Source organism: Corallococcus sp. CA047B (genome assembly GCF_003612065.1).
GTDB classification, from domain to species: domain Bacteria; phylum Myxococcota; class Myxococcia; order Myxococcales; family Myxococcaceae; genus Corallococcus; species Corallococcus praedator.
Window position 1 is genome coordinate 1 of sequence record NZ_RAWD01000269.1, and the last position, 13,337, is coordinate 13,337.

Annotated in this window: 9 protein-coding genes and 1 pseudogene; 3 read left to right on the forward strand and 7 right to left on the reverse strand. The window is 70.0% G+C overall.

Annotated features, from left to right (window positions below; translation table 11 throughout):
• The 4 genes and pseudogenes from D7X74_RS31380 to D7X74_RS31395 all read right to left on the reverse strand — a co-directional run.
• A pseudogene (locus D7X74_RS31380) lies at window positions 1–213 on the reverse strand (hypothetical protein); the annotation flags it as partial.
• Between the two features lie 27 nt (window positions 214–240).
• Window positions 241–624 carry a hypothetical protein gene (locus D7X74_RS31385; protein ID WP_120536696.1) on the reverse strand — a complete coding sequence of 128 codons (384 nt, stop codon included), beginning with the start codon at window positions 622–624 and terminating at the stop codon, window positions 241–243.
• A gap of 36 nt (window positions 625–660) precedes the next feature.
• Window positions 661–1,152 carry a hypothetical protein gene (locus tag D7X74_RS31390; RefSeq protein WP_120536701.1) on the reverse strand — a complete coding sequence of 164 codons (492 nt, stop codon included), beginning with the start codon at window positions 1,150–1,152 and terminating at the stop codon, window positions 661–663.
• Between the two features lie 282 nt (window positions 1,153–1,434).
• On the reverse strand, window positions 1,435–1,875 hold the full coding sequence (locus tag D7X74_RS31395) for a hypothetical protein (protein WP_120536702.1): 441 nt from the start codon (window positions 1,873–1,875) through the stop codon (window positions 1,435–1,437).
• 231 nt (window positions 1,876–2,106) lie between these two features.
• Between D7X74_RS31395 and D7X74_RS31400 the strand changes: the two genes are divergently transcribed.
• On the forward strand, window positions 2,107–3,576 hold the full coding sequence (locus D7X74_RS31400; RefSeq protein ID WP_120536697.1) for a hypothetical protein: 1,470 nt from the start codon (window positions 2,107–2,109) through the stop codon (window positions 3,574–3,576).
• A gap of 78 nt (window positions 3,577–3,654) precedes the next feature.
• Window positions 3,655–4,368 (forward strand): Bax inhibitor-1/YccA family protein, encoded by a 714-nt coding sequence (locus tag D7X74_RS31405; protein ID WP_120536698.1) that lies wholly within the window; start codon window positions 3,655–3,657, stop codon window positions 4,366–4,368.
• A 74-nt stretch (window positions 4,369–4,442) separates the two neighbouring features.
• Here D7X74_RS31405 and D7X74_RS31410 read toward each other — a convergent pair whose 3' ends face one another.
• A complete protein-coding gene (locus D7X74_RS31410; RefSeq protein WP_120536699.1) occupies window positions 4,443–4,778 on the reverse strand; it encodes a ferredoxin in 336 nt (111 codons plus the stop codon).
• A gap of 614 nt (window positions 4,779–5,392) precedes the next feature.
• Between D7X74_RS31410 and D7X74_RS31415 the strand changes: the two genes are divergently transcribed.
• The gene (locus D7X74_RS31415; protein ID WP_120536703.1) at window positions 5,393–8,197 is read left to right on the forward strand and encodes a vitamin B12-dependent ribonucleotide reductase; all 2,805 of its coding nucleotides are present in this window, start codon (window positions 5,393–5,395) and stop codon (window positions 8,195–8,197) included.
• 48 nt (window positions 8,198–8,245) lie between these two features.
• Here the strand turns inward: D7X74_RS31415 and D7X74_RS31420 are convergent, their stop codons facing one another.
• Window positions 8,246–10,024 carry a serine hydrolase gene (locus tag D7X74_RS31420; RefSeq protein WP_120536700.1) on the reverse strand — a complete coding sequence of 593 codons (1,779 nt, stop codon included), beginning with the start codon at window positions 10,022–10,024 and terminating at the stop codon, window positions 8,246–8,248.
• 130 nt (window positions 10,025–10,154) lie between these two features.
• Entirely contained in the window at window positions 10,155–12,140 is a 1,986-nt protein-coding gene (locus D7X74_RS44485; protein ID WP_233602338.1) for a hypothetical protein, read from the reverse strand.
• Window positions 12,141–13,337 lie beyond the last annotated feature (1,197 nt).

Consider the following 13,337-nt stretch of genomic DNA (forward strand, 5'->3'; position numbering starts at 1 on the left):
AGATGTGTAATAAGAGACAGGGTACGCGCTCTGCCCCTCCACGCCTTCGGGACGCGGCTCGCGCACGAGGCCGTGGCGCAGGAGCACGTTGCCGTCCGGGCAACGCACGTCCTGGCCCAGGCACCACATGGCCACGTCGAACAGACGGTCGCCGTCGCGGCGAACGTCGCAGGGAAGAACAGCGGCGGCAGGGACGGCATGCGGCTGGGACATGGGGCGCCTCGCGAGGTGAAGCGGGGACTAGCTGCTGGCCTTCTTCGTCGTGGGACCCACGCGCGCGGCCACCTCACCGAAGAGCGCCTTCGCGTCCACGGGGGTGCCGCCGTTCTTGGTGAGCAGCGCGTTGATGGCGCGCACCACCTTGGAGCGCACGCGCGGGGACACCGGACGGTCCTCGCGCGCGGCGGTGAGCTGCTGCTCGCTCAGGCCCCGGCCACTGCGCGGCTTGCCCAGCCCCAGCTCCGCGTAGGGCTTCTGCTGCCCCTCCTTCTCGCGGCGGCGCGCGGACCGCTTGCGCTTGAGGACGCGGTCCTCCGAAGACTGGGATTCGAGCTGGCGGGAGCGGCGCAGCAGCACCGCGGGGGAGATCTTCTGGTCGTCGAGGAACTGCTGAAAGGTACCCATGTCTGGCTCCTGTGGGGACTCAAGGGGGAACGGCGGTTACTCGTGGTCGTGGTCGTGCTCGCCCGACTCCTCGATGACGAGCGACACGGAGGACAGCGTCGAAGGGCCGAAGGTGAGCGTGTGCGTGCCCACCGTGAGGGGCACGATGTGGCGGCCCTTGATGTCGGTGCAGAGCGTGGAGCTGGTGGTGCTCTCCTCGAACTCCACCGTCGTGCCAGCGCCGTTGGTGACCTTCACCGGCACATCCGCGCTTGTGAAGAGGACGTAGTCGGTGGCCTCGGAGACGGCGAAGGACACCGCGCCGCCCTTGCCGCCCGTCACGTCCACCAGCGCGATGTCGTAGCGCTTGTGGTCGTTGCTCACGGCGGGGCCCGTGCCGGAGGTGGCCGCGGTGACGCTGACGGCGGGGCCTTCCTGCAGGTGCTCGCAACCTTCTTCGTCGCCGGTGGACTCTTCGGCGTCGTCGCCGCACGCGGAGACGAGGAGCGAGGCGGACAGCAACACGGCGGACAGCAGCTTGTTCTTCATGGTGTGGAACTCCACGGGGATGGACTGCGGGGACTCCAGGCCCCGCGCGCCCACGGTGCACCGCCCCGGAAGGAGGGAACGGACGCACGCGAAAAACGCGACGGGGCCTGGAAGGGGGCTCAGCGGGACGAAGCGCGCGGAACGGGAGCGGCCGAAGCCCCTCGCGGCGTCACGTCACCGCGAAGGGACGGGAGCGCGCGCGACGAAGGCTCCGGAAGCCCCGGACGCTTCCCGGACCGCGGACACACGCCGGGCGGGAACGACGGGCTTCGTGGGCCGGAATCAGGCGCGCGGAGGCGACGACTTGGGCGCGAGTCTCAACAGCGCGACGGGGGCCGCGTGGAAGCGGAACACCGCCAGCGCCGGATTGGAGCGCGTGGAGACCGCCACCAGCATCGGGGCGGACTCAGCCGGAGGCGGGGCCTCACGGCGAAGGAAGGCATGGTGACAGTGGGCTTCCGCGCTGTGCGGCACGGCCTGCGCCTGGGGCGCCCGGGCCACACGCACGTCGTCGAAGGAGACCTCTTCCTCCGACGGGCCCCCATGCGACGGGGCCTCGCTCACGTGCATCACGTCCCCGTGCTCCAGGCACGTGGTGTGCTGCACCAGCGCGAAGTGGAGGACGCTTCCCACGTACGCCAGCACGCACACGAGCACCCACTGCCACGCCAACAGGCGCGACGCGGGGCGGTTCGTGCTGGGGTGGCGTCGGAGGCGGCTCACGTCCACTCAATCTCGAAAAGCAACTGAGTTGTTTTAAGCGACCTCGCCACCCGGGCGCAAGCCAGGAGCGGAAGCGCCAACCCAAGGCCCCCGGGGCACGGCGCACCTGGGGCGACCTGCCCCCACGCCCGGCCGCTCGCAGGACACGGCGCGCCGGGTGCTGGCCTGGGGAACAGGCCGACGGGTCACGGGTTGTGGACCCACGAGCCCCAGGGGTCGTAGGTTCCGCGCGTGCAAGAGTTCATGGATGTCCTGCGCAGGCAGGCACACTATTTCGGACCGGAGCTGGCGAAGCTGGCCTACGAGCGCGGTCTCGCGGTGACGAAGCCGGATGGCAGCACCCTGCCCATCCCCATCACCGCCACGCCCGTCATCCTCGACGCCGAGGAGATCAAACGCCGCGCGCTGCTGTCCGCGAAGCTGGCCTCCGCCACGCTGAAGATGGCGCGAGCGGTGCTCGCCGGCGAGGACCCGGGCCGGCTGCTCGGCGCGCTGTCCCCGCTGGAGCGCTCCCTGGCCGAGCGCACCTGGGAACAAAGCCGCAGGCTGGCGACGACGCGCGTGGACTACTTCGTCTCCGCGGGCCGTCCCTGGGCGCTGGAGGTCAACGCGACCATCCCGGCCATGCAGGGCTATTCGGACATCGCGGCGCGCTCCTTCATCGAGGTCGTCGCGCGGCACCTGCGCTACCCGGAGAAGGGGCTGGCGGCGCTGCACACGCTCAACGGCAACAACGCGCTGGCGCTCTACCGGGCCCTCTTGGACGGCTACGCGGCCGAGCGCGACGGGGCGATGCCGGACACGGTGGCGCTCCTGTGCCGCAAGAACGACGCGCAGGTGACGGAGCTGCGCTGGCTGTGCGAGCGCTTCCGCGAGTTCGGCGCGGACGCGGACGTCGTGCACCCGGAGGACGTGTCCGGCGAGGACGCCTTCACGGTGCGGGGCAAGAAGTACGACCTGGTCTACCGCCACCTGTTCGTGCGCCGGCTGGAGCAGTCCCCTGCCCCCTGGGTGGAGGACTTCCTGGGCACGGTGCCCGGCAAGAAGGCGGTGTTCCTCAACCCGCCCGCCTCGCAGGTGGAGGTGAAGACGACGTTCGCGCTGCTATCGCAGGCGCTGACGGAGCCCGCGCTCGCGGACAGCGCGGGCCTCACCCCGGACGAGCTGGAGGCGATTCGCGCCGCGGTGCCCTGGACGCGCCCCTTCCGCCACGGCCCCGGCACCGGCCCGGACGGCGCGAAGGTGGACGACGTGGTGGCGCGCGTGTCCGAGGAGCCCGCGCGCTTCGTGCTCAAGCGCGCGTGGGACTACGGCGGCAAGGCGGTGTTCCTGGGCCGCTCGGTGGGCACGGTGCCCTACGAGGAGCGCGTCAAGGGCGCCTATGGCGAGTCCCTGACGTGGGCGCAGCTGTGCGTGCGCGCGGCCACGGACACCCAGGGCGGCGGCTTCGTGGTGCAGGAGGTGGTGGACACGCAGCCGGAGGAGCACCTGCTGTGTGGTCAGAACAGCGTGCTGCCCACGTCGTTCTTCGTCGACTACTCGGCCTATGCGTCGGTGGGCCTGACGAAGCAGCCCGCGTGGGGCGGGGTGTGCCGGGGCTCCATGTCGGAGATCGTCAACATCGTGGGCGGAGGGGGCGTGCTGCCCCTCATCACCACGGAAGTCGCGGCGAAGCTTTTGTTGGCCTGGAAGGCCCTTTAAGGCACCGCCCAAGGCTCCGCGTTACAACAGGACACAGCAGCCGGGCAGCCGTCCCGGCACGAAAGGATACGAAAGCACATGGCGTGGGAATCTTCTGGTGGGTGGCAGAGCGGGCGGGCGAGCGAAGTGGACTCGGTGCTGATGCAGGAGTCGCAGCGCGCGTTCATGACGCGCGTCCATGGCTGGATGTTCGCGGGGCTGGCCCTCACGGGCGTCATGGCGGCGGTGACGCTGTCGAGCAACGCGATGCTCCAGGCGGTGGCGCAGTACCGCATGGGCCTCTTGCTGGTGCAGTTCGGCGTGGTGATGGCGCTGTCGTTCCTGGCGCCCCGCATCTCCGGCCCGGTGGCCGCGGCGCTGTTCCTGGGCTATTCGGCGCTGACGGGCGTGACGCTGTCGGTGCTCTTCCTCATCTACACGGCGGGCTCCATCGCCCAGGTGTTCTTCATCACCGCGGCGGTCTACGGCACCATGGCCGTCTACGGCACCGTCACGAAGAAGGACCTGAGCGGCTGGCGAACCTTCCTCTACATGGGCCTCGTCGGCATCGTCATCGCGGGCATCGTGAACCTGTTCATGCGCAATGACGCGGTGTCGTTCGTCAGCGCGTGCGCCGGCGTGCTCATCTTCGCGGGCCTCACCGCGTACGACACCCAGAAGCTGCGCGAGTACCACGCGGGCACGGGCTTCCAGAGCAACGCGACGGTGAGCATCGTGGGCGCGCTCACGCTCTACCTGGACTTCATCAACCTGTTCCTGTCGTTGATGCGCCTGCTGGGCAAGCGCCGCTAGTCACCGGCGCCACGACGTCGCGGTACCCCGAGGCGGGGCGCGAGGCGGTTTCCTTCTTCGGAAGGGAATCGCCTTCAGCGCTCCGCCTTCTTGTTGAAGGGCATCAAGAGCCGCTCCACCGGGCGCCCCTGCACCAGGTGCTCCTCCACGATGGTGGGGACGTCCTCCACCTTCACACCGCCGTACCAGGTGCCCTCCGGGTAGACGACCACGGAGACGCCGAACGCGCAGGTGTCCACGCAGCCGGCCGCGTTGGCGCGCATGGTGCGTTTGAGCCCGCGCTTGTCCAGCTCCGCCTTGAAGGCGGCGCGGACCTCCTCCCCGCCCTTGGTGGCGCAACAGCCCTTCGGATTCCCGTCCGGGCGGCGGTTGGTGCAGACGAAGACGTGGCGTTCAAAGGGAGGGGGCATGTCGGCCTCCTAACGCGGCCCGGCGGCGAAATCGACGCCGCCGTTCAGCAACCGACCGTCCCAGGCCCCTCCCCTGCGTCCTTTCCTCGTCCCGGCGGCGGACCGCCCCCAGGCTGGGCGCACGGACTGACAGCAAACATCCGCCAGTGATCACGAGCCCTTGGCCGGGTGCCCTCCGCCTGCGGCCCGGGTTTGTAATGTCATGACACTACATTGCCTGCGAAGCATCCATTGCCACCGTCATGGTGGGGCCTTAGATCAGCCCTGTATCAAGCCCACACCCCCTGCGCAGGTGAGCAGCGCCCCGGGTGTTCGCAGACAGACTCACCCACAAGATGAAGTGTGTAAGCAGACTTCAAATGCTAGATGTAGGGGCAGCAGGTGATGTTTGACGGACCCCGTGAGCGATCATATGGATCCGCCCGCCCGGCGGGAGGGCAGTCAGGCCCGGGCCCGGATTCCAGCTCCAAGTCCGCTGGAACCTGCCTCCTTGCTCCATCCAGACGTCGCTCCTTTCTGTCCTTCGGAGATCAACCGATCCCCTGGGATCTCGCGGCGTTGGCGATTTTGCGAATTTTGCATCCGTACTCTCAGTGCATATGGAGGTGGGCGTCATGGAGAAGGACCTGGGCGGCAAGTCGGTGGTCGGGGGCAAGGAGCGTCGCGGGGCGCGGGTGAAGGGGAAGGCGGCGACGGCGACGACGACGACGGGGCTGACCGTGGAGCGCTTCTTCACGACGCCCGGGGTGGACCCCGCGGACGAGCTGGCGTGGGAGTACCGCAGCGCGAGCATCAAGGGCGAGGACGGCAAGGTCGTCTTCGACCAGAAGGACATCGAGGTCCCCAAGTCCTGGTCGATGCTGGCGACGAACGTCGTCGCGTCGAAGTACTTCCGGGGCACGCCCGGCACGTCGGAGCGTGAGACGAGCGTGCGCAAGCTGGTGGCGCGCGTGGTGGACACCCTCACCCGCTGGGGCGCGGAGGGGAACTACTTCGCGTCGGCGGTGGACCGCGAGGCGTTCCACGCGGAGCTGACGCACCTGCTGCTGCGCCAGAAGGCGGCCTTCAATTCGCCCGTCTGGTTCAACGTGGGCGTGGAGGAGCACCCGCAGTGCTCGGCGTGCTTCATCAACAGCGTGGACGACAACATGGAGTCCATCCTGGGGCTGGCCCGCACGGAAGGGATGCTCTTCAAGTACGGCAGCGGCACGGGCACCAACCTGTCCACCGTGCGCGGCAGCAAGGAGCTGCTCGCGGGTGGCGGTACTGCATCCGGCCCGGTGTCGTTCATGCGCGGCTTCGACGCGTTCGCGGGCGTCATCAAGAGCGGTGGCAAGACGCGGCGCGCGGCGAAGATGGTCATCCTCAACGCCGAGCACCCGGACATCCTGGAGTTCATCCGCTGCAAGTCGAACGAGGAGAAGAAGGCCTGGGCGCTGATCGAGGCGGGGTACGATCCGTCCTTCAACGGCGAGGCGTACGGGTCGGTCTACTTCCAGAACTCGAACAACTCCGTGCGCGTCACGGACGACTTCATGAAGGCCGTGGTGAACGACGGCCCGTGGCAGACGCGCGCGGTGCGCGACGGCCAGGTGATGGAGACGTACAAGGCGCGGGAGCTGTTCCGGGAGATCGCGGAGGCGGCGCACCTGTGCGGGGATCCGGGCCTCCAGTACGACACCACGGTGAACGCGTGGCACACGTGCTCCGGCACGGCGCGCATCAACGCGTCCAACCCCTGCTCCGAGTACATGTTCCTGGATGACTCGGCCTGCAACCTGGCGTCGCTGAACCTGATGCACTTCCGCACGCTGGAGGGCGGCTTCGACGTGACCGCGTTCAAGCACGCGGTGTCGGTGGTGCTGCTGGCGCAGGAGATCATCGTCGGCTTCAGCCGCTACCCCACCGAGCGCATCACCCAGAACAGCCACGACTACCGTCCGCTGGGCCTGGGGTACGCGAACCTGGGCGCGCTGCTGATGGCGACGGGCCTGCCCTACGACTCACCGGCGGGCCGCAACTACGCGGCGGCCATCACGTCCCTGATGTGCGGCGAGGCCTACGCCACGAGCGCGCGCATCGCCCAGAAGCAGGGCGCGTTCAAGGGCTACGGCAACAACGCGGAGCCGATGCTGGGCGTCATCCGCAAGCACCGCAAGGCGGCCTACCAGCTCCAGGCGGAAGGCGTGAGCGCGGAGCTGTTCCAGGCGCAGAAGCAGGCGTGGGACGACGCGCTGGCGCGCGGCACGGAGCACGGCTACCGCAACAGCCAGGTGACGGTGCTGGCCCCCACGGGCACCATCGGCTTCATGATGGACTGCGACACCACCGGCATCGAGCCGGACATCGCGCTCATCAAGTACAAGAAGCTGGTGGGCGGCGGCATGCTGAAGATCGTCAACCAGACGGTGCCGCTGGCGCTGGAGAAGCTGGGCTACCCGCAGACGCAGGCGCAGGACATCATCGCGTACCTGGACAAGCACGACACCATCGAGGGCGCGCCGCATCTCAAGTCGGAGCACCTGCCGGTGTTCGACTGCGCGTTCAAGCCGTCCAAGGGCCAGCGCAGCATCCACTGGATGGGCCACATCGAGATGATGGCGGCGGCGCAGCCGTTCCTCTCCGGCGCCATCAGCAAGACCGTCAACATGCCCACCGACTCCACGGTGGAGGACATCGAGAAGGCCTACCTGGAGGCGTGGAAGAGCGGCCTGAAGGCCGTCGCCGTGTACCGCGACGGGTGCAAGCGCACGCAGCCGCTCAACACCTCGCAGGACAAGCCCAAGGACGCGCCCCGCGTGGTGGCGGAGGCCGTGCCGGTGGTGACGCCCGAGCCGAAGGCGCACCGCCGCCGGCTGCCGGACGAGCGTCAGTCCATCACGCACAAGTTCTCCATCGGCGGCCACGAGGGCTACCTGACGGTGGGCATGTACGAGGACGGCACGCCGGGCGAGCTGTTCGTGGTGATGGCGAAGGAGGGCTCGGTGGTGAGCGGCCTGATGGACGGCTTCGCCACCAGCGTGTCGCTGGCGCTCCAGTACGGCGTGCCCATGCAGGTGCTGGCGGACAAGTTCTGCCACACCCGCTACGAGCCGAGCGGCTTCACCGGCAACCCGAACATCCCCATCGCCAAGTCCATCACGGACTACATCTTCCGGTGGCTGTCGTTGAAGTTCCTGCCCACCGCGCCGTGCGGTGACGACGCGGAGGTGACACCGGTGGAAGAGGCCCGTCCGGCGCCGGTGGTGAAGGCCGAGGTGCCCGCGCAGACGCTGCAGTTGTCCGCGGTGAGCCACTCGCGCAGCACGTACCTGAACCAGGCGGACGCCCCGCCCTGCCACACCTGCGGCGCCATCACCGTGCGCAGCGGCGCCTGCTACAAGTGCGCGAACTGCGGCACGACGAGCGGCTGCAGCTAGGTCGCCAGAGCGGCGGTGCCCCTCCTGCCGTGGGGGCGCCGCCGGGCCTTACTTCACGGTGACGGCGCCCAGGATGAAGCGGGGCAGCAGCTCCTCCCGGAACTTCCGCCAGAGCGCCGCGTGGTTGTAGTTGCCCGCGGTGAAGAGGACGGTGAGGTCCAGCTCGGGAATGACCATCACCAACTGCCCGCCGTTGCCGCTCGCTTCGTATTCGGAATAGACGCGGTCGCCGACGCGCAGTTCATGCCGCCACCACGTGTAGCCGTACGTCGAACCCTGGGCCAGGGTCGCGTGGTTCGCGATGGAGCGCTCCACCCAGCGCTGACTGACGACGCGGCGTCCGTTCCAGGTGCCCCCGGACAGATAGAGCTGCCCCAGCTTCAAGGCGTCGCGTGGCCGCATGTAGATGCCCCCGCCCAGGTACTGCTCGCCCGACGGCATCAGGTCCACGTGGTAGTCGCGCATCTGGAGGGGCGCGGCCAGGTTGCGCGCGAAGAACTCCGGGATCCACGTGCGCGTGGTGTTGCGCAGGACGCCGCCCAGCAGGTTGATGTTCGCTGAGCAGTACACGCCCTTCTCTCCTGGCTTGCTCACCATCGGCAGGTCGAGTGTGTACTTGTACCAATCCGGGACATCGTCCTGGAGGCGCTCCTCGTTGCCCGGTGAGGCCTCGTCCTCGTCGTCACACGCGAGCCCCGTCGACATCGTCAGCAGGTGCGCCACCGTGAGCGCGCGTTTGCGCTCGTCCAGGTGCGCGAGCTTGCCGCCGTACTCCGGGAACAGGGAGACCACGGGCGTATCCACCGTGAAGGCCGCGCCCTGGTCCAGCGCGATGCCAATCAACACCGACGCGTATGTCTTCGCCGCGGAGCGCAGGTCATGCGGGCGCTCCTTGTCGAAGCCGTGGAAGTACTCCTCGACCACGAGCTTTCCGTGGCGCGCGATGAGGAGCCCCTGGATGGCAGGGGCCGGTGCGGGCCCTGGTTCCTGATCGAGGATCTGTTGCACGAGCTGGCGGATGGGTCGTGGCTCCATGCCGACATCGGTGAGCGAGGCCGTCGTCCACCCATCGTCCTCCGCGACGGGAGCGCGGTACACGTACGGGCCCGGTGCCGGCGTGCGTGGGTACAGGCCCACGGCCTGATTGCGATCCCTTCGCGTGAGGTCGAAGGTGGTATCCAGCGGCGGGTAGACGAGGGACAGGCGCTCGGTTCGCGCGTCGTAGGTGGCCTCGAAGGTCGTGCCCCCGGCGGTGTCGACGAATCGGACGCCCGTGCCCTGGAGACTGACGCGGTACATGCGCCGGTTGCCGAAGTTCCGTTCGGGGTTGCGGAAGAAAGCTCCGAGGGTGCCATCCGGTTGCTTCTGGACCACCAGGTACAGCGAGAACCGGTCCTCCAGCGGGGCCACCGTTCCGCGCCAGTGGCCCGCCTGGAGGGAGCGCAGCTCCACCGGGGTGGCGAACCGCATCCCGCTCATCAGGACGCGGGGCTGGATCCAATGCCCGCGGATGCGCCTTCCGTCCTCCACCACCGCGCCCCGCAGCTCGCCCTGGCCTCCGGGAAGCACGAGGGAGACCTTCGCGCCGTCCACCTTCACGGGCACGTCGAAGCCCGCGATGCGCGCGCGCCACGCGCCTTCCCCGCGCACCACGGTCAGCTCTCCACGGACTTCTGGCCCCAGGCGCCGCTCACTGCCCCAGACGCCGACGAGTCGCGCCTCGGGGGCTTGAGGTGCGGGCGTCGCGCCCAGGAGCGCGGGCACCAGCAGCAGGATGCGCCAGGCGGTCCTTGAAGGGACCGCGTGCCCTCCGCGAAGGAAGTTCATGGCGCGGGATGTTGCCAGGGCCACGCAGCCGCGGCTCGGGACATCGGCGTGAAGCGGCCAGGGGCTTCAGCAAGAAGGGCCCCGGTGCCGATGCGCCGGGGCCCTTCGTGACTTTAGCGGGAGCTGACGGTCACGGGAAGCGATGCAGGCGGGTGCAGATCTCCACGGCCCGGTCGGCGATGCGACCCAGTTCCTCCAGCGTGTCCAGTTCCACGGGCGCGGGCCCGTTTTCAGCGACGAAGAACGCCACGGGCTGACCGCGCGCGTGCAGGGGGAAGACGAGCAGGTGCGATTCGGACTCGCACAGCGCGGAGAAGATGGCCTCGTCCTGGGGGCCCTGCGGCGCGTTGAAGACGCTGGGGCTGGGGCCCTTCAGCGCGGACGCGAGGAGGGACGGCGCGTCCAGGTCCACCTTGAGCGCGGAGACCTCCGGACGTTCGCTGCCCGGGCCCCAGGCGCGGCCCACGCGCGCGAGGCCGAAGCTGTCACCCAGGAGGAAGGCCCGGCGGAAGCGGCCCGCGCTGTAGGCGAGCAGCACCTTGCCGACCATGCCCTGCGAGTCCGCGGTGTCCAGCGCGGAGAGGACCTGATCCGCCGTGATGGTGGGACCGTTCGTCGGCGTGTCGGTGGACGCGCTGGCGGCGGCGAGCAGGGCCTGCACGGTGTCGGGTTGTTCGGAGGCCTGGGGCTGCCAGGGGTGCTGCATGAACTCCCATGCGGAGGCCAGGGCCACGCCCCCTTCGTTCGCGGCCGGGGTGGACGTGGCGGGACCGTCCAGGTCGACGACCCGGTCCGCCCAGGTGGTGTCCGCGGTGTGACCGACGGGGCCCTCCCCTTCCCCGCCCTGCCAGCCCACGAACTCCCAGGTGGAGGCGAGCTGCATGGGCTCTTCGGAGGACGCGGGAAGATCGTCGAGGGCGATGGGCGTCCGCTCGCGGGTCGGAGCCGGCGCGGGGACGACGAGGCGCGGCTTCGGTGGCGCCGTGTCCTCGGGGATGGCGGCGGCCTCGTGGACATCCGCGGCGCTGGCGGCTGACTCCGAGGGCTGCGCGGGAGCTTCAGGCTCCGCCGCCGTCAGAGCGGGCGAATGGGAGGCAGGCTCGGGCTCCGCCGCCGTGACAGCAGGCGACTCGGCGGCGAACTCGGGCTCCACGGGCGCTGGGGCCACAGCAAGGACGGGCTCCATGGGCGAGGGGGCCACGGCGAGGACGGGCTCGGCTGCCGGAGGCGTTTCGGCGTCGGAGACCAGGGCGACGTCGAACTCCTGGGGGAGTTCGGTTCGCGGCTCCTCGGAGGGAGCAGCGGGCTCGGCGGTGAGCACGGGCTCGGGGGATACCTCGGCGGCCTTTGGCGCGGCGGCGACCTGCCAGGGCTCGGCGGCCTCCGTGACCGACGCAGCGGGAGGCGTGGGGACCTCGGGCGACAGCGGCGACTCCCCCGCGAGACTGAACTCAAGCGAATCGGCGTCGACATCCTGCGCGGCCGGCGCGGCCACGACAGGGAGCGCCGGGACTTCAATCGAAGACACCACGGCTTCGGCCGTAGCCGACGTGTCGGAATGGACAGACACCGGCAGATCATCCGTCGCAAGCCGGGGGTCGAACTGCGCCAACTGCTCCTTTTCGGAGGAGGTCGGGGGCGTAGAGAAGACAGACGCCTCGGCAACGGAGGGCACCGGCTTCGCGGGTTCGACGGCGACGGGTGCGGGAGCCAACTCCACTTCGCGCGACTCAGGCGGCGAGGCGGGCGGCGCCTCCGGAAGGTCCTCGAACTCCATCGCTTCCAGCACGCCATCGTGGCTGGCCAACGGGGTGGCGAGTTGGGGTTCGGGGTGCGGTGCCTGGGCAGGGGTGGCGGGAAGCGGGTTCGGGCTCGCCTCCAGAGAGGACACGTTGCTGGCCTCGGGCTCCTCCGTGAACAGGTCCCAGCCAGGCTCCGCCACCTCGGGCGACGGGGCCTCGTGCGGCTCGGACGCCATGACATCCACGTCCTCGAGGATGTCCGAGTCGAGGGAGTCGCTGGAGAGGACGGCGACAGGTTCGGGCTCCGGCGGAATCGGAGCGGCCGTCAGCGTCGGAGAGGATTCGGGCTCGGCGTCGAACGACTCGGGGATCAAGACATCGTCGTCATCTTCGACAAGCTCAGCCTCCAGCACCAGCTCGGACAAAGGAGGGGGCGGGGCCTTGGCAACAACGTTCGGTGCGGCTCCCGGAGGTGCCTCAATGGCAGCCTTCGCGGAGGGTGGCGGCGCCCCCGCGCCGGCGTCCGGAGTGCCGGACACGCTGGGATTCGCCGCCCCCGAAACTCCAGGAGGCGCAACCGGAGCGCTCTCGAAAGACCAGCCATCCGCGATGTCTGACAATGCATCAGAACCCGGGTCCGCCAACCCACCTTGAGCGACGGTGCTCCCAGGAGCGGCGTTCGCCAGGCCCCCAACGGGCGAGCCTGAAAGGGTATTCGCCGCATGCGGAGCAACGGCGGCCGGAGCTCCCGCGAGGGGATTCGCCCCGCCGTGAGCGGCCACATTCGGCAACGCGCCAGGAGGAGTTCCCGCGAGAGCCTTCGCTCCACCCGGAACAGCGGCCTGGGGCAAGGCACCCGGAGGCATCCCCGGGACGACATTCGGCCCACCCGCTTGAGCAGCGGCAGACACCCCACCGGGAGGAGGAACAGCACCAGGACGCGGCGGCGCGACGGCGACCGGCCCACCGGCATTTCCAGCGGAGGCCACCGACGGCACAGCCCCCGAAGGAGGCCCCTGTCGCGGAGGCGCTCCCGGAGGCGGCGGACCCATCGGCCTGCCCTGCGCGCCCCCCGGAGGTACGGCCCCCGGAGGTCCCACCGGCCGTGCGGCACCCGGAGCCCCAGCGACCGGAACTCCCGTGACGGACGGACGCCGCCCAGGCCCCGGAGGAACAGGCCCCGCGCCAGGAGCAGCCGCCATCGCGGGAGGCGGAGCCCCCGGAGGAGGCCGAGGCGCCATTCCAGGAGGCATGCCCCCAGGGCCCGGCGGCGGTCCCGCCCGCACCATCCCCGGAGGCAGTGGAGCACCCGGCGGCCCTGCCGGACGCGGAGGCATCGGTGCCCCCGGAGGCACACCCGGAGGCGCCGCGCGCATCCCCGGAGGCGGAGTCTTCCCCACGGCGGGAATGCCCCCCGCCGACGAAGGCCGGGCCCCTGCGGCAACAGGCCCAGGAGCCCCCCGCGCGACCATCCCAGGCGGAGGCACCCCCGGCGCTCCCGCGACACGCGGATCCACCGGCGCGCCCGGAGGAGGCGCCGCACGCACGGGCACACCCCCAGGCCCCGGAGG